This is a genomic window from Rhodococcus koreensis (assembly GCF_900105905.1).
Lineage (GTDB): Bacteria > Actinomycetota > Actinomycetes > Mycobacteriales > Mycobacteriaceae > Rhodococcus_F > Rhodococcus_F koreensis.
Window position 1 is genome coordinate 5119852 of record NZ_FNSV01000005.1, and the last position, 24456, is coordinate 5144307.

The 24456-nt window shown below is 66.3% G+C and carries 25 protein-coding genes; 21 read left to right on the forward strand and 4 right to left on the reverse strand.

What is annotated here, in order from left to right; genetic code table 11:
* Nucleotides 1-97: 97 nt before the first annotated feature.
* From BLV94_RS27955 to BLV94_RS27965, 3 genes are all read left to right on the forward strand, one after another.
* Entirely contained in the window at nt 98-847 is a 750-nt protein-coding gene (locus BLV94_RS27955; protein ID WP_072942614.1) for an SDR family NAD(P)-dependent oxidoreductase, read from the forward strand.
* On the forward strand, nt 844-1677 hold the full coding sequence (locus tag BLV94_RS27960; protein ID WP_072942612.1) for an aldo/keto reductase: 834 nt from the start codon (nt 844-846) through the stop codon (nt 1675-1677). The genes BLV94_RS27955 and BLV94_RS27960 overlap by 4 nt, the downstream gene beginning before the upstream one ends.
* Nucleotides 1678-1766: 89 nt before the next feature.
* Nucleotides 1767-2411, forward strand: a complete 645-nt coding sequence (locus BLV94_RS27965) for a dihydrofolate reductase family protein (protein ID WP_072942611.1) — start codon at nt 1767-1769, stop codon at nt 2409-2411.
* 81 nt (nt 2412-2492) lie between these two features.
* On the opposite strand, the gene BLV94_RS27970 is transcribed toward BLV94_RS27965, so the two are convergent.
* Nucleotides 2493-3287 carry an IclR family transcriptional regulator gene (locus BLV94_RS27970; RefSeq protein WP_072942609.1) on the reverse strand — a complete coding sequence of 265 codons (795 nt, stop codon included), beginning with the start codon at nt 3285-3287 and terminating at the stop codon, nt 2493-2495.
* Between the two features lie 87 nt (nt 3288-3374).
* On the opposite strand from BLV94_RS27970, the gene BLV94_RS27975 reads away from it, so the two are divergent.
* Genes BLV94_RS27975 through dmpG form a run of 3 tightly spaced genes read left to right on the forward strand, consistent with a single transcriptional unit; the run spans nt 3375 to nt 6186 of the window.
* Entirely contained in the window at nt 3375-4190 is an 816-nt protein-coding gene (locus BLV94_RS27975) for a 2-keto-4-pentenoate hydratase (RefSeq protein WP_072942608.1), read from the forward strand.
* Entirely contained in the window at nt 4187-5158 is a 972-nt protein-coding gene (locus BLV94_RS27980) for an acetaldehyde dehydrogenase (acetylating) (RefSeq protein WP_072942606.1), read from the forward strand. The genes BLV94_RS27975 and BLV94_RS27980 overlap by 4 nt, the downstream gene beginning before the upstream one ends.
* On the forward strand, nt 5155-6186 hold the full coding sequence (dmpG, locus tag BLV94_RS27985) for a 4-hydroxy-2-oxovalerate aldolase (RefSeq protein ID WP_072942604.1): 1032 nt from the start codon (nt 5155-5157) through the stop codon (nt 6184-6186). The genes BLV94_RS27980 and dmpG overlap by 4 nt, the downstream gene beginning before the upstream one ends.
* Here dmpG and BLV94_RS27990 read toward each other — a convergent pair.
* Nucleotides 6169-7641 carry a catalase gene (locus tag BLV94_RS27990; RefSeq protein ID WP_072942603.1) on the reverse strand — a complete coding sequence of 491 codons (1473 nt, stop codon included), beginning with the start codon at nt 7639-7641 and terminating at the stop codon, nt 6169-6171. The genes dmpG and BLV94_RS27990 overlap by 18 nt on opposite strands.
* A gap of 298 nt (nt 7642-7939) precedes the next feature.
* On the opposite strand from BLV94_RS27990, the gene BLV94_RS27995 reads away from it, so the two are divergent.
* The 15 genes from BLV94_RS27995 (at nt 7940) to BLV94_RS28065 (ending at nt 22834) form a co-directional block, all read left to right on the forward strand.
* The gene (locus BLV94_RS27995; protein ID WP_072942602.1) at nt 7940-9574 is read left to right on the forward strand and encodes a ferritin family protein; all 1635 of its coding nucleotides are present in this window, start codon (nt 7940-7942) and stop codon (nt 9572-9574) included.
* Between the two features lie 85 nt (nt 9575-9659).
* Nucleotides 9660-10703 carry an FAD-binding oxidoreductase gene (locus BLV94_RS28000; protein ID WP_072942600.1) on the forward strand — a complete coding sequence of 348 codons (1044 nt, stop codon included), beginning with the start codon at nt 9660-9662 and terminating at the stop codon, nt 10701-10703.
* Between the two features lie 51 nt (nt 10704-10754).
* Complete coding sequence (locus BLV94_RS28005) at nt 10755-11861, forward strand: aromatic/alkene monooxygenase hydroxylase subunit beta (protein WP_072942598.1); 1107 nt, start codon at nt 10755-10757, stop codon at nt 11859-11861.
* Nucleotides 11858-12199: a propane 2-monooxygenase effector subunit MimD gene (gene mimD, locus BLV94_RS28010; RefSeq protein ID WP_072942597.1), complete on the forward strand. Its 342-nt coding sequence runs from the start codon at nt 11858-11860 to the stop codon at nt 12197-12199. The genes BLV94_RS28005 and mimD overlap by 4 nt, the downstream gene beginning before the upstream one ends.
* A 118-nt stretch (nt 12200-12317) precedes the next feature.
* The gene (locus BLV94_RS28015) at nt 12318-13364 is read left to right on the forward strand and encodes a zinc-binding dehydrogenase (RefSeq protein ID WP_072942595.1); all 1047 of its coding nucleotides are present in this window, start codon (nt 12318-12320) and stop codon (nt 13362-13364) included.
* 65 nt (nt 13365-13429) lie between these two features.
* Entirely contained in the window at nt 13430-14482 is a 1053-nt protein-coding gene (locus BLV94_RS28020; protein ID WP_072942593.1) for an amidohydrolase family protein, read from the forward strand.
* Entirely contained in the window at nt 14479-15222 is a 744-nt protein-coding gene (locus BLV94_RS28025; protein WP_072942591.1) for an iron-sulfur cluster assembly protein, read from the forward strand. The genes BLV94_RS28020 and BLV94_RS28025 overlap by 4 nt, the downstream gene beginning before the upstream one ends.
* A complete protein-coding gene (locus tag BLV94_RS28030; protein ID WP_072942590.1) occupies nt 15219-16244 on the forward strand; it encodes an NAD(P)-dependent alcohol dehydrogenase in 1026 nt (341 codons plus the stop codon). The genes BLV94_RS28025 and BLV94_RS28030 overlap by 4 nt, the downstream gene beginning before the upstream one ends.
* Before the next feature lie 46 nt (nt 16245-16290).
* Nucleotides 16291-17940, forward strand: a complete 1650-nt coding sequence (groL, locus tag BLV94_RS28035; protein ID WP_072942588.1) for a chaperonin GroEL — start codon at nt 16291-16293, stop codon at nt 17938-17940.
* A gap of 112 nt (nt 17941-18052) precedes the next feature.
* Nucleotides 18053-18379 (forward strand): putative quinol monooxygenase, encoded by a 327-nt coding sequence (locus BLV94_RS28040; protein WP_072942586.1) that lies wholly within the window; start codon nt 18053-18055, stop codon nt 18377-18379.
* Nucleotides 18380-18427: 48 nt separating this feature from the next.
* A complete protein-coding gene (locus tag BLV94_RS28045; protein ID WP_072942585.1) occupies nt 18428-19798 on the forward strand; it encodes an FAD-binding oxidoreductase in 1371 nt (456 codons plus the stop codon).
* On the forward strand, nt 19795-20115 hold the full coding sequence (locus BLV94_RS28050; RefSeq protein ID WP_072942583.1) for a hypothetical protein: 321 nt from the start codon (nt 19795-19797) through the stop codon (nt 20113-20115). The genes BLV94_RS28045 and BLV94_RS28050 overlap by 4 nt, the downstream gene beginning before the upstream one ends.
* 189 nt (nt 20116-20304) lie before the next feature.
* Nucleotides 20305-22053: a sigma-54-dependent Fis family transcriptional regulator gene (locus tag BLV94_RS28055; RefSeq protein ID WP_072942581.1), complete on the forward strand. Its 1749-nt coding sequence runs from the start codon at nt 20305-20307 to the stop codon at nt 22051-22053.
* Nucleotides 22054-22232: 179 nt separating this feature from the next.
* Nucleotides 22233-22475, forward strand: coding sequence for a hypothetical protein (locus BLV94_RS28060; RefSeq protein ID WP_072942579.1), 243 nt, complete (start codon nt 22233-22235; stop codon nt 22473-22475).
* Nucleotides 22472-22834, forward strand: a complete 363-nt coding sequence (locus BLV94_RS28065; RefSeq protein WP_072942577.1) for a hypothetical protein — start codon at nt 22472-22474, stop codon at nt 22832-22834. The genes BLV94_RS28060 and BLV94_RS28065 overlap by 4 nt, the downstream gene beginning before the upstream one ends.
* A gap of 21 nt (nt 22835-22855) precedes the next feature.
* Here BLV94_RS28065 and BLV94_RS28070 read toward each other — a convergent pair whose 3' ends face one another.
* Together BLV94_RS28070 and BLV94_RS28075 are read right to left on the reverse strand one after the other, a co-directional pair.
* On the reverse strand, nt 22856-23755 hold the full coding sequence (locus BLV94_RS28070; RefSeq protein WP_072942576.1) for a DMT family transporter: 900 nt from the start codon (nt 23753-23755) through the stop codon (nt 22856-22858).
* A 36-nt stretch (nt 23756-23791) separates the two neighbouring features.
* Nucleotides 23792-24421 carry a TetR/AcrR family transcriptional regulator gene (locus BLV94_RS28075; protein ID WP_005249163.1) on the reverse strand — a complete coding sequence of 210 codons (630 nt, stop codon included), beginning with the start codon at nt 24419-24421 and terminating at the stop codon, nt 23792-23794.
* Nucleotides 24422-24456: the final 35 nt, after the last annotated feature.

Here is a 24456-nt window from a genome sequence, read left to right on the forward strand (position 1 = left end):
AGACCGTATTGGGTCTCAGTTCACTCACTGAAAGCATTTTCCGGCGCGACTGGGTCAGCAGTTTGCCGTCGCCGCGCCACCCGAAGGGAGCCACACCGTGGGCGCATCAACACAGGTCACCGAACTGAAGGGCAAGGCCGCCATCGTCACCGGCGCGGCCGGAGGGATCGGATCCGCTATCGCCCGGGCGCTCGCGGCGCAGGGCGTCGTGGTGGTGGGAGTCGACGCCGACCCGAAGATCACCGAGGTCATGGACGGGATCGGCGGGCACGGGCTGTGCGGGGATCTCACCGATCCAGCCTTCAGCGCATCCGCCGTCGACCTCGCCCAGCAAGTGGCCGGAAGCCTCGACATTCTGATCAACGCGGCAGGCATCCAGCTGCGGACCCCCGCGATCGATGTGGAGGAGGACGGCTGGCAGCGGCTGGTCGACGTGAACCTGTCGGCCGTGTACCGGCTGACCCGGCAGGCGATGAAATCGCTGATCGCGTCGGGCGGCAGTGTCGTCAACATCGCCTCGCTGTCCGCCGACCGCGCGGTGCCCGGCATCGTGCCCTACGGTGCGACCAAGGCGGCGCTCACCCAACTCGGAAAGGGCCTGGCGGTCGAACTGGGGCCGCAGGGCGTGCGCGTGAACACGATCGCGCCGGGCTACATCGAAACCCCGATGACCGCCGAGGTGCTCGGCCAGGAGGAGTTCCGCGCCCAGAAGCTGAGCCGGATTCCGTTGCAGCGGTTCGCCGACGGTGACGACGTCGCCGATGTCGTGCTCTTCCTCGTCTCCGGCGCCGCCCGCTACGTCACCGGCGTCGTGCTGCCCGTCGACGGCGGGTACTCGATCACATGACCGAGGCAACGACGATTCCGTCGGTCACCCTGAGCAACGGGGTCGTGATGCCCGCCATCGGATTCGGGGTGTTTCAGATTCCCGACGACGCCATGTGCACCACCGTCCGGCACGCACTGGCGGCCGGGTACCGGGCCTTCGACACCGCTCCGATGTACGGCAACGAACGCTCCCTCGGTCGTGCTCTCACCAATTCCGGTGTGCCCCGCGAGGAACTGTTCGTGACCACCAAGGTCTCCAACGAGGACCAGGGTTACCAGTCGACCCTCGACGCCGTCGAGAGCAGCGTTGCCCGCCTCGGCCTGGACTACGTCGACCTGTGCCTGATCCACTGGCCCGCCCCCGCTCGTGGGGCGTACCTCGACACGTGGCGGGCACTCGAACAACTCCACGCCGCCGGACGGATCCGGGCGATCGGAGTCTCGAACTTCCAGGCCGATCACCTGGACCGGCTGCTCGAGGTCGCCGCCGTGCGTCCGATGGTGAACCAGATCGAAATACATCCACTGCTCCCCCAGCAGCCGATGGTGGAACTGCACCGGAGCCTGGGCATCCACACCCAGGCATGGGCACCACTCGCCCGTGGCCGGCTGCAGGAGAATCCGGTACTCACCGAACTCGCACGCCGGCACGACGTGTCCCTCGCTCAGCTCGTGCTGCGGTGGCATCTGCAGCGCGGCACAATCCCTCTGCCGAAATCGTCTTCACCGGAACGAATGCGCGCGAACATCGACGTGTTCGACTTCGCGCTCGACGCCGACGAGATCGCGCAGATCACGGCACTGGACCGGAACGAGCGAACAGGACCTCACCCCGACGACGTCCACTGAACCAGGCCCCAGGAACCCGCGCCGATGAGTTTGTCCTGCCCTCGGAGTCTCTTCCTCGTTACCATCGTCGAGAGCGCAGGAGGAACCGAATGAGTCAACTGCTGAGGGTCCAGAACTTCAACGTGTCGCGTGACGGGTTCGGTGCCGGTGACGGCCAGAGCTTCGAGAGGCCGTTCGGTCACGCCGACCCTGGTGTCCTGTTCGCGTGGGCGGGTGCCACGGCGAGTTGGCACATGCGCACCGGCCCCGGCGGGAGCCGCGGCCTCGACGACTACTTGATCCGCGACTATGACTGCAATATCGGTGCCGAGATCATGGGCCGTAACAAGTTCAGTCCGCATCGCGGGCCTTGGGCGGATTACGAGTGGCGCGGCTGGTGGGGCGACGAACCCCCGTTCCACACCCCGGTATTCGTGCTGACCCACCACGTCCGTCCGTCGTTCACGCTCTCCGACACCACGTTCCACTTCGTCGACACCGATCCGGCCACGGTCCTCGAGCAGGCGCGGGAGGCGGCGCAGGGTAAGGACGTCCGGCTCGGCGGCGGGGCCACCACCATCCGGGAGTTCCTCGACGCCGACCTCGTCGACACCCTGCACGTGGTGGTGTCACCGATCGAACTCGGATCCGGGGCGCGACTCTGGGAATCTCCCGACGAGTTGCTCGGCCGGTTCCACTGCGACGTCGTGCCCAGCCCGAGCGGCGTGACCCACCACCTGTTCTGGCGGAAGTGACACAGGCGCACTTCGATATGGCCGAGGGATGAGGGCCCTACTCGTCCTGCTGTCGCCGGCCGGCTGATTCCAGCGCCGACCTCACCGACCGGTACTTCGATCCCCGACCTCGGTGAGCGCTCGTGTGATGCTCAGTGCGGTGGTGTGCACGGCGGGCCCGACACGCCGGATGTCGACCTTGCCGATCCACCCGGACGCCGAGACAGCGGCCACCGGCGGACCGTCGTCGACGCGGACGGCACTGGCGACACACGCGACGCCGGGTGCCGACTCCTCGTGCTCGTACGCGATGCCGGTCGACGCGATCCGCCGCAACTGACGTACCAGCGCTCCGGGCGCGGTGATGGTGCGCGGACCCACCCGCGACAGCCCGGCCGCGACCACGGCCTCGAACGCCGCGGGCGGTGATCCCGCGAGCAGAGCCTTGCCCACCCCCGTCGCGTGTGCGGGGAGACGCCCACCCACGCCGGACGGCAGCCACGGCGCATCCCGCCCCGGGAGGATCTCGACGTACACCACCTCGGCCCCGTCGAGGATCGCCAGGTGCACCGTCTGCCGTGTCGCTTCCCGCAGGTCGGCGAGGAACGGCAGCGCCACCTCCCGGACCGAACGTCGCCGCGACGCCCGTTCCCCGAGTTCGAACAGCCGCAGTCCGAGCCCTACCTTGACGCCGCTGCGCTCGAGAAACCCGACGCCCTCCATCTCCTTCACCAGCCGCGACACCGTCGCCTTCGGGATCCCGGTGCGCCGGGTCAACTCGTTGACACCCAGCGTCGTGTCGGTGGGACCGAACGCCGCGAGCAGATCCGATATCCGCCGGACCACCGACGTCGGCTCGTCACCCGCTGCCGAAGTGTTCCGTTCTACGGGACTCATTCGTTGAGTATCCCCATTCGGCCCAGCACAGTACAAGCAGCAACGCGCGCAACGTCCCACTCGAACCAGCCCACAGCGAGGTCATCGATGCCACCCACTACCTCTACGGCCCTCCCGAATTCGTCGATTCAGGCCGCCGCGGAGCGGCTCACGGCCGCGACCGCACGACCGTGTGCGCCCGTGCGGGACCTGCTCGGGACCACCGACATCGGCGCGGCGTATGCCGTGCAGCAGCTGCTGACCGACCGGCGTCTCGCCGCCGGGGGGACGGTCACCGGCCGCAAGATCGGGTTGACCTCCCCCGCCGTGCAGCAGCAGCTCGGCGTCGACCAGCCCGATTTCGGGGTGCTGTTCGCCGACATGGACGTCACCGCCCTGCCCGAGGTGCCCAGCGGCCGGTTGCTGCAACCGAAGGCCGAGGCCGAGATCGCGTTCGTGCTCGGCGCCGACCTGATCGACGGCGACCTCGACGACACCCAGATCCGTGCCGCCGTGGCCCGCGCCGCCGCCGCGCTGGAGATCGTCGACTCGCGGATCGCCGACTGGGACATCACCATCACCGACACCGTCGCCGACAACGGCTCCTCCGGGTTGTACGTCCTCGGCGAGAACTGGCTCACCCTGGACGAATTCGAACCCCGCGACGTCGTGATGCGGCTGTACTCGGGCGACGCACTCGTCTCCGAGGGCACCGGCGCCGCCTGCCTCGGCGACCCCCTACAGGCCCTGGCCTGGCTCGCCCGCACCGCCCGCGAGTACGGGCAACCGCTGCGCGCCGGGCAGGTCATCCTCTCCGGCGCCCTCGGCCCGATGGTCCCCACCCCACCCGGCACCACCGTCCGCGCCGAACTGTCCACCCTCGGCACCGTCACCGCCACCTTCTCGAAGGGCACCCACTCATGAGCGAGACCCCCACGATCAAGGTCGCGATCATCGGCTCCGGCAACATCGGCACCGACCTGATGATCAAGGTCCTGCGCAACTCCGACATCCTCGAGATGGGCGCGATGGTCGGCATCGACCCGAACTCCGACGGCCTCGCCCGCGCCGCCCGCCTGAACGTCCCGACCACCGCAGACGGCGTCCGGGGTCTGATCGCCCTCGACACCTTCGCCGACATCGACATCGTCTTCGACGCCACCTCCGCCGGGGCCCACCGGGCCAATGTCGCCGCCCTCGCCCCCTACGGGAAGAAGCTGGTGGACCTCACCCCGGCCGCGATCGGCCCGTACGTGGTGCCGCCGGTCAACCTCGAGCAGCACCTCGACGGGGACGTCGACAACGTCAACATGGTCACCTGCGGCGGGCAGGCCACCATCCCCATGGTCGCCGCCATCTCCGCCGTCACCGCGGTCGCCTACGCCGAGATCGTCGCGTCCATCGCGTCGAAGTCCGCCGGCCCCGGCACCCGGGCGAACATCGACGAGTTCACCGAAACCACGTCGCACGCCATCGAACAGGTCGGCGGCGCGGCCCGCGGCAAGGCGATCATCGTCCTCAACCCCGCCGAACCACCCCTGCTGATGCGCGACACCGTCCTCGCCCTCATCGGCGACGCCGACCACGACGCCATCCGCGCCTCGATCACCGAGATGGCCGCCCGCGTCGCGGAGTACGTGCCCGGGTACCGGCTCAAGCAGGACGTCCAGTTCACCCCGATCCCCGACGGCGAACCCGTCCACACCCTGCTCCCCGACGGCACCGGACCGGTCACCACCAAGGTGTCGGTGTTCCTCGAGGTCGAGGGCGCCGCCCATTACCTGCCCGCCTACGCCGGCAACCTCGACATCATGACCTCCGCCGCCCTGCGCACCGCGGAATCCATCGCCCGACGCATCCAGAACACGATCCCCGCGGAGGTCGCACCATGACCAAGCTCTACATCCAGGACGTCACCCTGCGTGACGGCATGCACGCCGTCCGGCACCGCATCACCCCAAGCGACGTCGGCCGGATCGTCGCCGCCCTCGACGCCGCCGGGGTAGACGCCATCGAGGTCGCGCACGGCGACGGTCTCGCCGGCGGCTCCCTCAACTACGGGCCCGGCTCCAACACCGACTGGGAGTGGATCGAGGCCGCCGCCGACAACCTCACCCACGCCACCCTGACGACCCTGCTGCTGCCCGGTATCGGCACCATCGCCGAACTCGAACAGGCCCACAAGCTCGGGGTCCGCTCCATCCGGATCGCCACCCACTGCACCGAGGCCGACGTCGCCGCCCAGCACATCACCAAGGCCCGCGAACTCGGCATGGACGTCTCCGGGTTCCTGATGATGAGCCACATGACCCCCGCCGACAACCTCGCCAAGCAGGCGAAGTTGATGGAATCGTATGGGGCGCACTGTGTGTACGTCACCGACTCCGGTGGCCGGCTCACCATGAACGGTGTCCGCGACCGGGTCCGCGCCTACCGCGACATCCTCGACCCCGGCACCCAGATCGGCATCCACGCCCACGAAAACCTGTCGCTGTCCGTCGCGAACAGTGTCGTCGCCGTCGAAGAAGGCGTCACCCGCGTCGACGCCTCCCTCGCCGGGCACGGCGCCGGCGCCGGCAACTGCCCGATCGAAGCGTTCATCGCCGTCGCCAACCTCCACGACTGGGAGCACGGGTCCGACCTGTTCGCGCTGCAGGACGCCGCCGACGACCTCGTCCGGCCCCTGCAGGACCGGCCCGTCCGCGTGGACCGGGAAACCCTCACCCTCGGCTACGCCGGTGTCTACTCCAGCTTCCTCCGGCACGCCGAAACCGCCTCGAAGAACTACGGCATCGACGTCCGCACCATCCTCCAAGAAGTCGGCAAGCGCGGCCTCGTCGGCGGACAGGAAGACATGATCACCGACATCGCCCTCGATGTGCTTCGCACCCGTGAGTACTTGTTAACCACGGGCGGTTAATAAGTACTCACGGGCGCGGAGCGCATGGCGCACACCTTCGCCGTAGGCGGGATCGGCTTGGGTGCAGTGGGCGATGTGGCGTTCGATGACGGCCACCGACGCCCCGGTGATGGCGCGGGCGGTGTTCTCGAACAGCGCAGTCTGCTGCTCGGCGTTCATGCTGCGGAAGAGGTTCCCGGGCTGTTCGAAGTAGTTGTCGTCGTCTGCGCGGTAGTCGAACCGGTCGGCGACGGCACCCACTCCGAGCGGCGGTTCGGCGTAGCTGGGCTGGTCGGCAAACCGGCCGTGGGAGTTGGGTTCGATGCTCGGGATGCTGCCCTGGTTGCCGTCCACTCGCATGGCACCGTCCCGGTGGAAGGAATTGACGTGCGCTGCGCCTCTCGGGCAGTTGACCGGGATCTGGTGATGGTTGACGCCGAGGCGGTAGCGGGCGGCGTCGCCGTACGAGAACAGTCTGCCTTGGAGCATGCGGTCCGGGGAGAATCCGATGCCGGGAACGATGTTCGCCGGGGAGAACGCCGCCTGTTCGACGTCGGCGTGGTAGTTCTCCGGGTTGCGGTTCAGTTCGAGTTCGCCGACCTCGATGAGGGGGTAATCCTTCTTCGACCACACCTTGGTGAGGTCGAAGGGATGGTAGCGGTAGGTCTGGGCGTCCGCTTCGGGCATGATCTGGACGAAGAGGGTCCACTTCGGGTAGTTGCCCTCCTCGATTGCGTTGAAGAGGTCGCGCTGCGCCGACTCGCGGTCGCCGGCGACGACGACGGCGGCTTCTTGGTCGGTGAGGTTCTTGATGCCCTGCTGGGTGCGGAAATGGAATTTCACCCAGGAGCGTTCCCCGGCGTCGTTGACGAACGAGTAGGTGTGTGAGCCGAAGCCGTGCATGTGCCGGTAGCCGTCGGGGATGCCGCGGTCGGACATCACGATGGTGATCTGGTGCAGGGCCTCGGGGAGATTGGTCCAGAAGTCCCAGTTATTCTGCGCCGAGCGAAGATTGGACTTCGGGTCGCGTTTGACCGCGTGGTTGAGGTCGGGGAACTTGAGGGGGTCGCGGAAGAAGAAGACGGGGGTGTTGTTGCCGACGACGTCCCAGTTGCCCTGTGCGGTGTAGAAGCGGACGGCGAAGCCGCGGATGTCGCGTTCGGCGTCGGCGGCGCCGCGCTCGCCCGCGACGGTGGAGAATCGCAGGAAGATCTCGGTCTGTTTGCCGACTTCGGAGAAGACGTCGGCATTGGTGTGCGCGGTGATGTCGTGGGTGACGCGGAAGGTGCCGAAGGCGGCGGAGCCTTTGGCGTGCATCCGGCGTTCGGGGATGACTTCGCGGTCGAAGTGCGCGAGCTTCTCGAGGAACCAGACGTCCTGCAAGAGCATCGGACCGCGCGCGCCGGCGGTGAGACTGTTCTGGTTGTCGGGTACCGGTGCACCGGCGACGGTGGTGAGTCCGTTCGGGTTGGTCATCGATTTCTCCTGTCTGTCACCCGGCGCTGGTCGGGTGAATGTGGTTCGGCGAGAGCTTCCCTCAGGACCGAGCGCGATGGCGTCTCAATTTGACATCCCCCGGTGAGCCCGTTCGGAACACGATGCCGAACTCGCGGATCGTGCGGTAGATCGTCGCCCGTCGCCCGTCACCCGCCACGCCTGGATGTGATAGCCGTCTCACACTGAGACGGTCGAGAGCTGGGTCACACGGTTCAATTCATTGCACAACGTCCCCCGCAGCCGGCACCCGGCCGGCTCTTGATCCAGGAGGCGCACATTGAGTAGGCAAAGCCTGACAAAGGCCCACGCGAAGATCACCGAACTGTCCTGGGATCCGACATTCGCAACCCCGGCCACCCGGTTCGGCACCGACTACACCTTCGAGAAGGCTCCGAAGAAGGATCCTCTCAAGCAGATCATGCGGTCCTACTTCCCGATGGAGGAGGAGAAGGACAACCGCGTGTACGGCGCCATGGACGGTGCCATCCGCGGCAACATGTTCCGCCAGGTGCAGCAACGGTGGCTCGAATGGCAGAAGCTGTTCCTGTCGATCATTCCGTTCCCCGAGATCTCGGCCGCCCGAGCGATGCCGATGGCCATCGACGCCGTCCCCAACCCGGAGATCCACAACGGTCTCGCGGTGCAGATGATCGACGAGGTGCGTCACTCGACGATTCAGATGAACCTCAAGAAGCTGTACATGAACAACTACATCGACCCGGCCGGGTTCGACATGACGGAGAAGGCGTTCGCGAACAACTACGCGGGCACCATCGGCCGGCAGTTCGGCGAAGGATTCATCACCGGTGACGCGATCACCTCGGCCAACATCTACCTGACCGTGGTCGCCGAGACCGCGTTCACGAACACCCTGTTCGTCGCCATGCCCGACGAGGCCGCCGCCAACGGTGACTACCTGTTGCCGACCGTCTTCCACTCGGTGCAGTCCGACGAGTCGCGGCACATCTCCAACGGTTACTCGATCCTGCTGATGGCCCTCGCCGACGAGCGGAATCGCCCACTGCTCGAACGCGACCTGCGGTACGCATGGTGGAACAACCACTGCGTCGTCGACGCCGCAATCGGCACCTTCATCGAATACGGCACCAAGGACCGCCGCAAGGACCGGGAGAGCTACGCCGAAATGTGGCGTCGCTGGATCTACGACGACTACTACCGCAGCTACCTCATCCCGCTCGAGAAGTACGGCCTGACGATTCCGCACGACCTGGTCGAGGAGGCGTGGAAGCGCATCACGGACAAGGGCTACGTCCACGAGGTGGCCCGGTTCTTCGCCACCGGTTGGCCGGTCAACTACTGGCGTATCGATGCCATGACCGACAAGGACTTCGAGTGGTTCGAGCACAAGTACCCGGGCTGGTACTCGAAGTACGGCAAGTGGTGGGAGGAGTACAACCGGCTCGCCTACCCCGGTCGCAACAAGCCGATCGCATTCGAAGAGGTCGGGTACCAGTACCCGCACCGGTGCTGGACCTGCATGGTGCCCGCCCTCATCCGCGAAGACATGGTCGTCGAGAAGGTGGACAACCAGTGGCGGACCTATTGCTCGGAAACCTGCTACTGGACCGACGCCGTCGCGTTCCGTGAGGAATACCAGGGTAAGCCGACCCCGAACATGGGACGGCTCACCGGGTTCCGTGAATGGGAGACCCTGCACCACGGCAAGGACCTCGCCGACATCGTCTCCGATCTCGGTTACGTCCGCGACGACGGCAAGACCCTGGTCGGTCAGCCGCACCTCGATCTGGACGACCCGAAGAAGCTGTGGACCCTCGACGACGTGCGGGGCAACACCTTCCAGAGCCCGAACGTGCTCTTGAACCAGATGTCCGACGCCGAACGCGACGCTCACATCGCCGCGTACCGCGCAGGCAGCACCGTTCCTGCCTGATCCAGGCTCGGTGGGTGGCGCCGCGGCCACTTCCGGCGCCACCCATCGCTTCACCATTCACTTCACAAGCCCAGGAGAATCCCCCGTGGCCGACAAGCACCGTATCAACTTCGAGCCCGTCGACATCGAGATGGAAGTTGGCGAAGACGAGTACATCCTCGACGCCGCATTCCGGCAAGGCATCCACCTGATGCACGGCTGCCGCGAGGGGCGGTGCTCGGCCTGCAAGTCGTTCGTCCTGGACGGCGACATCCAGATGGAGAACTACTCGACATTTGCGTGCAACGAATCCGAGGTCGACGAGGGGATGGTATTGCTCTGCCGCTCAACCGCATACAGCGACTGCACGATCGAGCTGCTCAACTTCGACGAGGACGAACTCCTCGGCGGTGTCCCCATCCAGGATGTACGCACCCAGGTGACCGGGATCGAGTCGATGACCAAGGACATCGTCTCGCTGCGATTGCAGCCCGTCGAACCCGCCGCCTACGAGTTCAGGCCCGGCCAGTACGCGGACCTGAAGATCCCGGGGACCGAGGAACATCGGTCCTTCTCGATGGCAACGACACAGTCGACACCCGGCCATATCGAATTCCTCATCAAGAAGTATCCGGGCGGAAAGTTCGCCGGGCTGCTCGACAATGCCATCTCGGTCGGCGACGAGATCAGCTTGACCGGTCCCTACGGGTCGTTCACCCTCAAGGAAGGTCACGTCCTGCCGATCGTGTTGATCGGCGGCGGAGCCGGAATGGCCCCCGTCCTCTCACTCCTGCGGCACATGAGCGAGACGGGCAATACCCGACCGGTGCACTTCTACTACGGTGCCCGGACGCCCGCCGACCTGTTCTACGTCGACGAGATTCTCCGACTCGGAGAGGGACTCACGGATTTCACGTTCGTGGCCTGCCTGTCGGAATCGATGGTCCCACAGCCGGCGGGGTCGATCGTCGTCGAAGAAGGCAATGTCACCGACGTCGTGAGCCGCCGCGAACCGGACATCGGCAAGACCGAGGTCTATCTCTGCGGACCACCACCGATGGTCGACGCGGCGCTCGCCCTGCTCGAGGCCACCGGCACCCCGAGCGATCAGATCTTCTACGACAAGTTCACCAGCCCCGCCTTCGAGTAGCCCACCACAGGAATTCACAGCCCTCTTTCCCCGACAGAACTGAGAAACGAGATGACCGCAACCTCCGAGCCCAAGCAGCGGAGCTTTCCGAAGATCGAGTTCACCGACTCCGAAGCCGGTGCGCTGGAGTTCCCCAGCTCCCGCAGCCGCACGTTCAACTACTACACGCCGGCCAAGAAGCGGTCCACGATGTACGAGGACGTGACCGTCGACGTCCAACCCGACCCGGACCGCCACCTCTCCCAGGGGTGGATCTACGGATTCGGCAATGGACCGGGCGGATATCCGCAGGACTGGACCGTCGCGAAGTCGTCGAACTGGCATGCCTTCCTCGACCCGAACGAGGAGTGGGACCAGACGATCTTTCGCAACAACTCCAAGGTCGTCCACCAGGTCGAATTGTGCCTCTCCAACGCCAAGCGCGCCCGCGTCTACGACGCCTGGAACACCCCCTGGTTGACGTTCATCTCCCGCAATCTCGGCGCGTGGATGCATGCCGAGAACGGTTTGGCGTTGCATGTCTTCACGTCCATCCAGCGGTCCGGGCCGACCAACATGATCAACACGGCCGTCGCGGTGAATGCCGCCCACAAGATGCGCTTCGCCCAGGACCTGGCGTTGTTCAACCTGGACCTGTCCGAGGCCACCGAGGATTTCGACGGCGACGCGCACAAGGCCGTCTGGCAGTCGGCGCCCGAGTGGCAGCCGACCCGGGAGGTCGTCGAGCGGCTCACCGCCGTTCCGGATTGGTGTGAGCTTTTGTTCGGCTCCAACATCGTCTTCGAACAGCTGGTCGGTTCGCTGTTCCGCACGGAATTGGTCATGCAGATCGCCGCAGGCAACGGCGACTACATCACCCCCACGATCGTCGGCACCGGTGAGCACGACTACGACCGCGACCTCGCATACACCCGTAACCTGTTCCGGTTGCTCACCCGCGACCCCGAGCACGGTGAGTCGAACAAGGAACTGTTCGGCACGTGGCTGGCCACCTGGGTGCCCCGCTGCCTCGACGCCGCCCGCGCGCTGCAACCGATCTGGTCGCAGCCCGCCGACAAGGCCGTCACCTTCGCCGACAGTCTCGACGCCGCCACGGCGAAGTTCCGTTCCCTGCTCGAGGAGATCGGGCTCGACATCCCCAAGGAGTTGGACCAGTGAGCATGCAATTCGGATCGTCCACCGAGTTCTCCAACATGTGCGGCGTCACGTTGATGAACACCCCGATCGGCCGGGTCGTCGCGGAGGTGATGGGCGCGAAGGACGGTGTGGAGCTGACCGAGTACCCGTCGATGATCCGCGTCGACGGCCAGAAGCTGCTCGACTTCGACTACGAGGAACTGACCGACGCCCTGGGGCAGGATTTCGACGGCTCGATCTTCGAGGAGATCAGCTCCACCCACTACGGGCGCATGGTCCACCTCGACGAGAAGACCCTGCTGTTCGCCAGCCCCGAGGATGCCGCCGAGTACATCGGATTCGACCTCACGGAGCACTAGACCGCAGCTGTCCGGGGCCGACGCCGCCGACCGAACAGTGGTGGGCGGCGCCGGTTGACCGAGAGGCAACCCGGGAAGCGGTGGCTGCTTCGCCAACCCCTCAGAGAATGAGATCACTGTGAAAGCACTTGTGTTCCAAGGCACGGGCGCGATGTCGTGGACCGATGTGCCCGACGCACGCCTGATCGACCCCACTGACGTAGTGGTCCGCGTCGATACCACCACGATCTGCGGTACCGACCTGCACATTCTCGAGGGAGATGTGCCCGCCGTCATCCCCGGCCGCGTGCTCGGGCACGAGGCGGTCGGCGTCATCACCGAAGTCGGGTCGGCGGTGACGTCGCTCGCGATCGGGGACCGAGTACTGGTGCCGGCCATCACTTCCTGCGGCAAGTGCGGTCCCTGCAAGACCGCCATGCCCTCACATTGCGCCTCGGTCGGTGGTATCGGCTGGATCTTCGGACACCTCATCGACGGCACGCAGGCCGAGTACGTTCGCGTGCCGTACGCCGAGACCAGTGTCCACGTGCTGCCCGACGCCGTCGCCAACGAGCAGGCCATCTTCCTGGCCGACATCCTGCCCACCGGATTCGAGATCGGTGTGCAGAACGGTCACGTACAACCCGGTGACACCGTTGTCGTCGTCGGTGTCGGACCGGTCGGGCTCGCCTCGATCCGTACCGCTGGTCTCTACGGCGCCGCCACCGTCGTAGCGGTCGATCTCTCCGAGGCGAGACTGAAGCGGTCACTGAGTTTCGGTGCCGACGAGACGATCAACAGCGGCACCGAGGACGTCCGCGCCCGAGTTCTCGAACTCACCAATGGTCTGGGCGCACATGTGGTGGTCGAAGCGGTCGGAATTCCCGCGACCTTCGAACTGTGCACAACGCTGGTGCGTCCCGGAGGTCGCATTGCCAACGTCGGTGTGCACGGCAAACCCGTCGACCTGCATCTCGAAGACCTGTGGATCAACAACATCACGATCACCACGGGACTCGTCAACGGCACCACCATTCCGACCCTGCTGGACCTGCTGGCCAACGGCAAACTCGACGCCGGCGCCTTCAGCACTCATTCCTTCGGTCTCGACCAGATGATCGACGCGTACGACGTCTTCGCGCACGCGGACTCACACGATGCCTTGAAGGTGACCATCAGCCGATGAATGCCGCTACGGGAGTTCCGTAGTCAGTTCTGTACCAATAGTTCCCGAGCATTGGAGACTCCAGCATGTATGAGAAGAACGGCGAAAAATACTTCATCGTCGACGGGCACGTGCATATCTGGGACGGCCGCGAGTCGAACCAGAAGAACGTGCACGGCAAACAGTTCATCGACTGCTTCTACGACTACCACAAGAACCTCAGCCCCGAAGAGGTCGTGTGGGACTACGACACCTACACGTACTACGGCAGCGAACGCTTCGAGCGCGACCTCTTCGTGGACGGATACGTCGACCACGCGATCTTCCAGGCCACCCTGCTGAGCGACTTTTACCACAACGGATTCGGGCAGACGGACGAAGCGCTGGCCCTGGTCGCCAAGAATCCGGGCAAGCTCACCTACAACCACGCCTACGACCCGCGTCACGAGGAAGCCGGTCTCGAACAGCTCCGCAGGGACGCGGACCGGATGAACCTGCAGGGCGTCAAGCTCTACACCGCCGAATGGCACGGCGACTCCCGCGGCTACAAACTCGACGATCCGTGGTCGCGGCGCTACCTCGAAGAGTGCATCACGCTGGGGATCAAGAACATTCACGTCCACAAGGGCCCGACGATCCGTCCCCTGGACCGCGATGCGTTCGACGTCTCCGACGTCGACAAGGTCGCCACCGACTACCTGGACCTGCGATTCGTCGTCGAGCACGTGGGTCTGCCGCGGCTCGAGGACTTCTGCTGGATCGCCACCCAGGAGTCGAATGTGTACGGCGGTCTGGCAGTGGCGTTGCCGTTCATCCACACCCGGCCCCGCTATTTCGCCCAGATCATCGGCGAACTGCTCTACTGGATCGGCGAGGACAAGATCCTCTTCGGCAGCGACTACGCGCTGTGGACCCCGAAGTGGCTGATCGAGAAGTTCGTCGACTTCCAGATCCCCGAGGACATGCAGAGTGAGTACGCCCCGATCACCGTGGAGCAAAAGCAGAAGATTCTCGGCCTCAACGCGGCAGCGCTGTACGACATCGACGTTCCCGCCGACCTGCAACTTGCCGAACCGGCCGGGCAGGAAGGTGTGGAGGCCGCCGCCGGGGCGCGAGAGCCGGAATCCGTGCCGTCATGACCGCCACCGTCGTCTGCACCGAAGAGGATGTCCTGATGGCCCTGTCGACGGTCACCGACCCGGAACTGGACGAACCCATCACCGATCTCGGGTTCGTCCGGTCGGTCACCCTCGACGACGACGGGGTCACCGTGCACTTGCGGTTGCCCACCGCGTTCTGCTCGCCGAACTTCGCCTACCTCATGGCCTCCGATTCCCTCGACGCGCTGCGTCTGATCGAGGACATCGGTGAGGTGCGGGTGCTGCTCGACGACCATCACGACAGCGACAAGATCAACGCCGGCCTCGCCGCCGACGCCGGATACGTCGGGACGTTCGGTTCCGAGGCGGAGGACAGTCTGCACGAGTTGCGTCGAACGTTCCGGTCCAAGGCGCACGCCGCCGCGATGGAACGCTGCGTGGAGGCGCACCTGAAGACCACCGATCTGGGTGTGAACGAGATCTACCGGCTCACCCTCAGCGACCTCGCTTCGGGAAAATCCAAGGCCGCGCTGCTGCGCCGCCGGATCGGCATCGGGTTGAGCATCTGCCCGGCCAGTCGGGTGTTCGTCGACGACGACGGCAAGCGCATCCCCCCGGAATCGGTGCCGCTGCGACTGCGCTTCGCCAAGTCGGTGCGCATCTCGATGGAGGGCAACGCCCACTTCTGCCGCGGCCTGCTCGCCACCCGCTACGCCGACACCGAATCCGTCGGCGCCGCACCGCGAATCACCAACCTCAGAACCAGGAGCCCGCGATGAAGGCCGTGCAAGTGGTGGGATACCACACCAAACTGCAGCTCACCGACATTCCCGAACCCACGGTCGAGGGCCCCCTCGACGTCGTCGTGCGCATCGGCGGCGCAGGCGTGTGCCGCACCGATCTGCACATCCTCGAGGGGCAGTGGGAGGAGAAATCCGGTGTCGCGCTGCCGTACACGATCGGCCACGAGAACGCAGGCTGGGTCCACGCTGTCGGTGATGCCGTCACCAACGTCGCGGTCGGCGACAAGGTGATCCTGCACCCCCTGATCACGTGCGGGCTGTGCCGGGCTTGCCGATTCGGTGACGACGTCCACTGCGAGAACAGCCAGTTCCCCGGTATCGACGTCAACGGCGGCTACGCCGAGTACCTGCGCACCACCGCCCGTAGCGTCGTGAAGATCGACGACACGCTCGAACCGGCGGACGTCGCCGCACTCGCCGACGCCGGCCTGACCGCGTACCACGCGGTTGCCAAGGCCGCGAACACGACCCGGCCCGGGGACGTCTGCGTGGTGATCGGGGCCGGCGGCCTCGGCCACATCGGCATCCAGGTCCTCAAAGCCATCTCCGGCGTCACCGTCGTCGTGCTCGACCGCAACCCCGAAGCCGTCGAACTGGCCGTGAAGATCGGTGCCGACCACGGCATCGTCGCCGACGGCACCCACATCCAGCAGGTACTCGACCTGACCGGCGGACACGGCGCCGAGGCCGTCGTCGACTTCGTCGGCGAAGGCGGCGCCACCCGGGAAGGCATCGCGATGCTGCGCCGCGCCGGGAACTATTACGTCGTCGGATACGGCGAGAACATCGACGTCCCGACCATCGATGTGATCTCCACCGAGATCAACTTCATCGGAAACCTCGTCGGCTCCTACAACGACCTCCAGGAGCTCATGACCCTTGCCGCCCAGGGCAAGGTCACGTTGCACACAACCCGGTACCGGCTCGAGGACTTCCAGCAAGCCCTCGACGATCTCGATGCCGGGCGGGTGCGCGGCCGGGCGATTCTCGTCCCGTAGCACGCCGCATTCTCCGCACAAGAAAAGTAGGAAAGGACCATCAGCCATGGCAAAAGAGCTGCGGTACAACACGGACGCCCGAGCCCGACTCGAACACGGCGTCAACGCCCTCGCCGACGCGGTCAAGGTGACCCTCGGCCCCAAGGGGCGCAACGCGGTGCTCGAGAAACTCACCGGGCCGCCGACCATCACCAACGACGGCGTGACCATCGCGCGCGAGATCCAGCTCCGCGAACCGTTCGCGAACATGGGCGCCCAGCTGGTGAAGGAGGTGGCGATGAAGACCAACGGTGTCGTCGGCGACGGCACCACCACCGCAACCGTGCTCGCCCAGGCCATGGTCCGTGAGGGGCTGCGCTCCGTCGAGGCCGGAGCCAACCCCATGCGGGTCCGACGCGGCATCGAACGAGCCGTGTCCGTCGTCGTCGACTCCCTCCGCGAGCAGGCCTCGCAGATCGGCGGCCAGAGCGATCTGCAACGCATCGCGACGCTCGCCGCCAGCGACGACGACGTGATCGGACACGCCATCTCGAAGGCCGTCGACTACGTCGGCAAGTCCGGAGTGGTCACCACCGAGGAAAGCGACACCCTCGGGTTGTCGGTCGACATCGTCGACGGCATCGAGTTCGACCACGGTTACACCTCGGGGTACATGGTCACCGACCCGGAGCGGATGGAAGCGGTCCACACCAATCCGCTGATCCTGCTGACCAACAAGAAGATCACCCAGGTCCAGGAGATCATGCCGGCCGTCGAGGTCGCCAAGCGCGCCGACCGGCCGCTGGTGGTGCTCGCCGAGGAGGTCGACGGACCGGCCCTGCAACTGCTCGTCGGCGGCAACATGCACAAGACGATGCAGTCGGTGGTCGTTCGGGCCCCCGGTTTCGGGCACCGTCGGGTCGCCGAGCTCGAAGACCTCGCGGTGGCGCTCGGTGGGCACGTGATCGCCAAGGACACCGGGATCGAACTGTCCGAGGTCAGCGTCGAGCATCTCGGTTCGTGTGACCGGATCACGGTGACCGAGAACGAGACCACGATCGTCGGTGGCCACGGCGACCAGCGCCTCCTCGACGCGCGCATCGCGCAATTGGAGTCCCAGCTCGAGCGCGCCAAGATCGAGGCAGATCAGGAAAGCCTCGAACTGCGTATCGCCCGGCTCACCGGGCGGGTCGCCGTCATCCGCGTCGGCGGCGCGACCAGTGTCGAACTCAAGGAGCGGATGCTGCGCGTCGAGGACGCCCTGGCCGCCACCCGCGCGGCGGTGGAGGCGGGCATCGTCTCCGGTGGTGGCACCGCGCTGGCACAGTCACACCGGGCACTCTCCGACCTCGACCTGTCCGGAGACGAGGCCATCGGGTGCGACGTCGTACGGCGCGCCCTCGCCGAACCGCTGCGCTGGATCGCGATCAACGCCGGATTCGACGGCGACGAAGTCGTCGAGGTGGTCGCCGGTCTCCCGCTCGGGCACGGATTCAACGCGCTCACCGGTGAATACGGAGACATGTTCGACGACGGGGTGATCGACCCGTTCAAGGTCACCCGCGCCGCACTCGAAAGTGCGGCCTCGATCGCGGCACTGCTGATCACCACCGAAACCGCTGTGGTGGAGGAGATCATCGGCAATCCCGGCGCCATCATGGCGCCCGGCTTCGGCGATCTCGCCGAAGGCATGGTCCGCCCGTCGAACATTTACTGACGCAGCCGAGTGGGTCGCCGCCACGACCGTCTGACGAGGCGGTGACCCGCTCTCCCTGCTCGCGCAAACCCACCCCTCCGGCGCCCGTATGCCCGAAAGAAAGTGAAGCATCGTGATTTTCATCGTGGTGAAGTTCAAGGTCCTCGACAAGCATCAGAACGACTGGCTGCTCGTCACCAAGGAGTTCACCGACGCGACCCGATCCGAACCGGGCAATCTGTGGTTCGAGTGGCACCGCAGCGCCGACGACCCCGCCGAATTCGTATTGATCGAGGCGTTCCGGGACGGGCAGGCCGGTTCTGACCACGTCGCCGCCGACCACTTCCGGAAGGGACTGGACGCGATGCGTCCCGCGCTGAGTGAGACACCGCGCATCATCCACACCGACCTACCCGGTACCGACTGGTCCCGCATGGGCGAACTGGAAATCACCTCGTAATCGATCCGAGCCGGCGCATCACATCCGGCCGGCAGGGAAGGACAAGGCATGACGGTCGTGACGAGCGGCCCCGTCGCGGATCTGATCGCGGAACTGGGCGATGCCGCGGTAACCGACAGCGACACCATGATCGCCTACACCCGCGATCAGGCGTTACTCTGCCCGTCCGGGCTTCCGCTCGCCGTCGTCCGCGCCCGGACCGTCGACCATGTCGTCGCGACTCTGAAAACAGCGCACCGACATGGTATTCCGGTCGTAACGAGAGGTGCGGGCACCGGGCTGGCCGGCGGAGCCAACGCGATCGACGGCTGCTTCGTGCTGAGTACCGAGAAACTCGACCGCATCCTCGCCGTCGACGAACAGTCCCGCACCGCCACGGTCGAGGCGGGAGTGATCAACGGTGACCTCGCGACCGCGGCGGCAGCGCGCGGACTGTGGTACGTCCCCGACCCCGGCAGTCGCGCCATCTCCACGATCGGCGGGAACCTCGCAACCGACGCCGGCGGCGCCTGCTGTGCAAAATACGGGGTCACCGGCGACCACGTCGCCCGGATCAAGGCGGTCCTCGCCGACGGCCGGATCATCCACACCGGCGCCGTCACCCGCAAGAATGTGGCCGGTTTGAACCTGACTCGACTACTGGTCGGGTCCGAGGGCACCCTGGCGGTGATCGTCGAGGCGACCATGCGGCTGCGCCGGACGCCGGTGCACACGGCCACCGTCGCCGCCGCCTTCCCCGATACCGTCCAGGCGGTCGACGCGGTGCTGGCGATTCAGGCGGTGGCCGACCCGAGCCTGGTCGAACTCATGGACCGCACCACCATCGCGGCCGTCAACGACATGACCCACATGGGTCTCGACGAGACGGCCGGCGCGCTGCTGCTGATCCAGTGCGACGGTGACGCCGCAGAGGCGGAAGCCCAGCGCAGCGCGGACGCCTGCCGCGCCGCCGCGGCCACCGAGTTGTACGTGAGCACCGACGCCGCCGAAGGTGACGCCCTCATGCAGGCGCGCCGTGTGGCACTGACCGCCCTGGAACGCCGCGGCAGCACCCTGCTCGACGACCTGGCCGTGCCGGTCCCCCGGCTACCGCACATGCTCGAGGCCATTACCCGGATCGCCGACCGCCACCGACTGCTCATCGGCACGTTCGGGCACGCCGCCGACGGGAACCTCCACCCCACGATCGTGTTCGACGCGGCCGACCCCGACTCCGCCGACCGGGCCCATCGGGCCTTCGACGAGATGGTGACCCGATGTCTGGCGCTGGGCGGATCGATCACGGGCGAGCACGGCGTCGGCAGCCTCAAACGCCGCTACCTCGAACCCATGATCGGCTCGGTGGAGAGATCCCTGATGACAGGCATCAAGGCGGCGTTCGACCCGACCGGAATTCTGAACCCGGGCCGCGCGATATGACGACCACGACCCTGCATGCCCGGTCGACGCGGGACGACGACCTGGTCCTGGAATTCGGCACACGGTGGGCGGTGTTCGGCGGCGGCGGCGCCGAAGACATCTTCGTGACCTTCGGCTGGACGGAGGCGCGGTACTTCCGACGACTGCAGGTCCTGGCCGGGCGCCGGTTCTCGCCCCTCGACGCCTCACTCCGGCACCGTCTTCTCGCCGTCTGCGCCGAGCGCCTACAGCAGATCGATCATCCGCCCCACCCCGCGACGAAAGGCCCCGACCATGACAGCGCACCCCGGACGGCGGCGCGGCCGTCCCCGCACTGAACCCGGCCCTCCTCCGGTTCCGGGCACCCTCACTCCGGCCGACCTCGCCAGCGTCCTCGAAGTACTGACCGGTACCCGGGCAGCGGTCGAACACCCCCGACGGACCGTCTCATATTGAGACGCGTCTCACATCGAGACGACGTACGCTCAGGTTCATAGACCTGTGGAGAAACGGGGCGTAAACACGGCATGACCACCAAGGACCTGCAGAAGGCGCGAGAGCTGTTTCTCGCCGACAACGATCTCGACAGCTCCGTTCGCCAACCCATCTCGTTCTCCTGGCAACGATCGAAGTCGCTCAAGGTGAGCCCCGATCAGCTCGACCTCCCGTTCGTCCGAGAGCCGAATCTGGACTGTCCTCTCGTCGCGGCCGCCGAACCCGTGTTGCGACAACTAGCGGACGGCCTGGTCGACGAACCGGTCAGCGTGATCCTGACGTCGGCTGACGGAGTGATCCTGACCAGGATCACCGCCAGCCGGCAACTCAATCGCACCCTCGACGACGTCCAACTGATACCCGGATACAGCTACTCGGAAGAGTTCGCCGGCACCAACGGCATCGGCACGACCCTGGAAACCCGCCAGCCCACCCTCGTCACGGGCGCCGAACACTATGCCGACTGCCTCGGACAACTGGCCTGCGCGGGTGTCCCGATCACCCATCCGATGTCCGGCACTCTCGTGGGTGCACTCGATCTCACCGGCTGGGTAGAGGACGGGGGCCCGTTGCTGGCCACGCTCGCCAAATCCGCCACGGCTCAGATCGAAGGCCGTCTCCTGGCGCAGGCCAGCGCCGACCAGACCTCGTTGCTCAACGCGTATCTCAAGGCGTGTCGCCGATCGCCGCAGACCGGGGTGCTTGCGCTCGGAGACGATGTCGTCCTCGTCAACCGACGACTTCGGGTGGCGCTGGACGCCCAGGATCAGGCAGCGCTACTCGAACACGCCGTCGACCTGAGCAGCGTAAACGCCACCTATCGGCATATCGTCGCCCTGCCCAGCGGTCAGACGGCCAGGTTGTCCTCGATCGAGGACTTCGGGCTCGGAGCCCGCAGGCCGATGGCCTTGTTCTACGTACATCTCCTCGACGTCCCCACATCATCTGTCGCCTCTGCACCGGCAAGCGCCGTGCTTCCCGGCGTCACCGGCACTAGCGCGTCCTGGCGCCGCACTTGCCAGCAGATCGCTCGCTGCGCACGCGAGCAGCAGTGGGTCATCGTGTCGGGTGAGCCCGGAAGTGGTCGCGGATCCGCTCTCAAAGCTGTTGCCGTCGAGCATATTCCCATTCGAACCCGGATCTTCACGGCAGCCGAGCTCTCCGACGACGGAACCGCGCTGCCGGCCCTCGAACAGGAACTCGACCAGGAACGATTCAGCGTGATCCTGCGCGACATCGACCTGCTCAGCGAGCCACAGCAGCGGGTTGTCGCCGGCCTGATCCAAGGGCGCGAACATGCCGGATGGATCGGCGCGACCATCGGCGGCACCGATCACAACACCGATCTCGATGCACTGCTTCTTCCCCACTTCAGCCACACCGTCACGATGCCGGCCCTGCGGCATCGCATCGACGATCTGCACAGTCTGGTACCGCATCTGCTACGACAACTCGGTCGCGGCGCGGAGCTGTCCCTCTCGCCTGCGGCGATGCGCCAACTCTGCAAGTACAGTTGGCCCGGAAACGTCACCGAACTCCGGCAGGTCCTGCACGAGGTCGTCCAACGTCAGCGCTCCGGCGTCGTCGAAGTCGAGCAGCTGCCCCCGATGTGCCGGGCCCTGAGCCGGCACACCCTCACCCAGATCGAAGCCCTCGAACGCGACGCTATCGTGCGCAGCCTCGAAGAGAACCACGGCAACAAGAAGGCCGCGGCAACAGCTCTCGGCATCTCGCGCGCCACGATCTACCGCAAGATCAAGGAATTCGGCATCGACGTGTGACGCGCCGTTCGTCAGACAACCTATTGTCATCCCTCCGTTCGTGTCAGGAAATGAGACAGTCACCGCGCCGCAGTCGGCGGAACATGAGGTCAGACAGAAAAACCCACGCGGATCTCGACTCGTCGACGAGCAACCCCTTTCGGGTACGGATCCGCGGCCGGAGTGGACTAGGACGACCCATGAACACGAATCCGCTTGGCGCAGTGACCCGCTCGGAATCGCACTGTAAGACCGCCCGCGTGTGGCTGGTCGCCGGGCTGGCGCACACGTCCGAACCCGCCGACCGTCCCGCCGTACGTGACGATCTCATGCGAACCTGGGTTCCGGAGCCGGGCAGCGGTTACCGCACTCCCGACGGCCGGCGTCGCACGACGTGGGCGCAACTGCACTCCCGGTTCGATCTCGTCGAGGTGACCCCATGACAACCCCCTGCACGATCCGGCCGGCCCCGCGCCTTCGCCACGCGACACTGAATGATCAACTCGCGCGGGAGGACGCCGCCGAGGACGCGCAGCGCCTGTCCCCGGACGACCGCACGACGTGTCCGTTGCACCGGCGGTGGATCCACCAGTGCGTCGCCTCGCCGGTCCACGTCAACGCAATCACCCGGCACCGCTGGTGCCGTCGATGCGCCGTGCCGCTCACGGTGACCGTGGACGAGGTGACCCGGACGGTCACGATGGTCTGCCCGGCCTGCGGTGACGGTGGCAGCCCGGCCACCGCGCGTCTGGTGGTCGCCTGTCGTGCCAGTTTGGGCTTCGCCCCCGTGAGTACTTATTAACCACGGGCGGTTAATAAGTACTCACGGGCGCGGAGCGCACGCGGGCAGGGCCGCGGATGCGAGGAGGACCACGGCCATCCCCGCCCACTGCGGTGGGGACAGTTGCTCGCCCAGCAGAGCCTGTGCGGCGAGCACCCCGACCACCGGTTCGAGCAGCCCGAGGAGGGCGACGGACGCCGATCCGAGTGCGCGCACGGCGATGAAGGAGCAGCCGATCCCGATGGGCATCAAGAGGAGTCCCTGGACCAGGATGGACCCCCACCCGCTGGGTGCGAACGTCCAGGACTGTCCGTCGACGACGGCGATCGCGCCGGTGGCGATTCCGGCGCCGAGTGATGCGAGTGCGCCCGCGGCGACGGGGCTGACCTGGTGCACCCACCGTTCCCCGACTACCAGGTACAGCGCGTACCCGGCGGCGCTGAGGAGGGCGAGCACCGCCCCGTTCACGGCGACCGCGGAGGTGCCGGCACCCGCGACGAGTGCGATGCCGCCGGACATCGCGACGGCCAGCACCAGCTGACCGCGGTTGATCCTGTTCCGGGTGACCACCCAGACGAGTGCCATCACGAACAGCGGGTAGATGTGGACGATCACGACCGCGATCTGGGCACCGGTGACCCGCACCGCGGCGAAGAAGCACAGCAACTGGATGCCGAACAGCGGGCCGCAGACGCAGCACAGTCCGACGGCGGACTTCCAGGTGACGCCCTTCAGCCTTCCGGTGGACCAGGCGAGAAGGAACAGCAGTGCGGCACCGACGAGGCTGCGGAGGCAGACGAGGACGGCCGGTGACACGCCGCCGGCGTAGCCGATCGCGGCGAACGTGGGGGTGAGTCCGTACGCGATCGCGGAGGCCGCACCGCATCCCCAGGCGACCGCACCGCCGCCGCGCGTCCGCCGTTCCGTGGTGCTAGCGACCATGGGCCCGAACGCGCCGGGCGGCCCGTGGAGGCCGGGTCACCATGTGCGCGGCGCGACGAGTTCGTCGTGGACGAACTGCACGAGTACCTCTTTCATCGCGGCGACGGTCATGTTCGGTGCGCCGGTGAGGACCTGGATGGCGGTCCCGTCGGTGAGCGCGGTCAGCCGCTGCGCGATCGTCTCCGGGTCGACGTCGGTGCGGAAGATTTCCTGCCGTTGTCCGCGCCGGACGATCTTGACGACGGTCTCGTGCCAGCGCGCGTAGTACGTGTTGTGGAAGGGGCGGAGTTCGGGCCGGAGGGTTGCCTCGGCCCAGAACTGCAACCAGATGGACCACTCGTCGCGCAGCGGCCCGACTCGGGGCAACTGCATGTCGATCAGGCGGAGCAGTCGTTCGTGGGCGTTGTCGATCGCCTTGAGTTCACGGCTCTGCCGGTCGAAGGCATTGTCGATGGCGTGGCGGAGGGCCGCGGTCAGGACGTCGCTCTTGCCGGGGAAGTAGTAGTGCACCGCCCCGGTGCTGGTGCCGACGACCTGGGCGATGTCGGAGATGCGGACCGAGTGGTATCCGCGCTCGGCGATCAGTTGAGCCGCAGCATCGAGTATCGCCGTTCGGCGCGCGTCCTCGGTGAGTTGAGCGGTCACTGTCCCTCCTTCGATTGTCATCTGACTGATCCATCAAATCATACGCCGCAAACTGA

Bases quoted from the DNA above. Each gene is read 5' to 3' on its own strand.
- BLV94_RS27960 (WP_072942612.1), top strand. From the start codon at position 844: ATGACCGAGGCAACGACGATTCCGTCGGTCACCCTGAGCAACGGGGTC.
- BLV94_RS27965 (WP_072942611.1), top strand. From the start codon at position 1,767: ATGAGTCAACTGCTGAGGGTCCAGAACTTCAACGTGTCGCGTGACGGG.
- BLV94_RS27970 (WP_072942609.1), bottom strand. From the start codon at position 3,287: ATGAGTCCCGTAGAACGGAACACTTCGGCAGCGGGTGACGAGCCGACG.
- BLV94_RS27975 (WP_072942608.1), top strand. From the start codon at position 3,375: ATGCCACCCACTACCTCTACGGCCCTCCCGAATTCGTCGATTCAGGCC.
- BLV94_RS27980 (WP_072942606.1), top strand. From the start codon at position 4,187: ATGAGCGAGACCCCCACGATCAAGGTCGCGATCATCGGCTCCGGCAAC.
- dmpG (WP_072942604.1), top strand. From the start codon at position 5,155: ATGACCAAGCTCTACATCCAGGACGTCACCCTGCGTGACGGCATGCAC.
- BLV94_RS27990 (WP_072942603.1), bottom strand. From the start codon at position 7,641: ATGACCAACCCGAACGGACTCACCACCGTCGCCGGTGCACCGGTACCC.
- BLV94_RS28005 (WP_072942598.1), top strand. From the start codon at position 10,755: ATGACCGCAACCTCCGAGCCCAAGCAGCGGAGCTTTCCGAAGATCGAG.
- BLV94_RS28020 (WP_072942593.1), top strand. From the start codon at position 13,430: ATGTATGAGAAGAACGGCGAAAAATACTTCATCGTCGACGGGCACGTG.
- BLV94_RS28025 (WP_072942591.1), top strand. From the start codon at position 14,479: ATGACCGCCACCGTCGTCTGCACCGAAGAGGATGTCCTGATGGCCCTG.
- BLV94_RS28030 (WP_072942590.1), top strand. From the start codon at position 15,219: ATGAAGGCCGTGCAAGTGGTGGGATACCACACCAAACTGCAGCTCACC.
- groL (WP_072942588.1), top strand. From the start codon at position 16,291: ATGGCAAAAGAGCTGCGGTACAACACGGACGCCCGAGCCCGACTCGAA.
- BLV94_RS28045 (WP_072942585.1), top strand. From the start codon at position 18,428: ATGACGGTCGTGACGAGCGGCCCCGTCGCGGATCTGATCGCGGAACTG.
- BLV94_RS28050 (WP_072942583.1), top strand. From the start codon at position 19,795: ATGACGACCACGACCCTGCATGCCCGGTCGACGCGGGACGACGACCTG.
- BLV94_RS28055 (WP_072942581.1), top strand. From the start codon at position 20,305: ATGACCACCAAGGACCTGCAGAAGGCGCGAGAGCTGTTTCTCGCCGAC.
- BLV94_RS28060 (WP_072942579.1), top strand. From the start codon at position 22,233: ATGAACACGAATCCGCTTGGCGCAGTGACCCGCTCGGAATCGCACTGT.
- BLV94_RS28065 (WP_072942577.1), top strand. From the start codon at position 22,472: ATGACAACCCCCTGCACGATCCGGCCGGCCCCGCGCCTTCGCCACGCG.
- BLV94_RS28070 (WP_072942576.1), bottom strand. From the start codon at position 23,755: ATGGTCGCTAGCACCACGGAACGGCGGACGCGCGGCGGCGGTGCGGTC.
- BLV94_RS28075 (WP_005249163.1), bottom strand. From the start codon at position 24,421: ATGACAATCGAAGGAGGGACAGTGACCGCTCAACTCACCGAGGACGCG.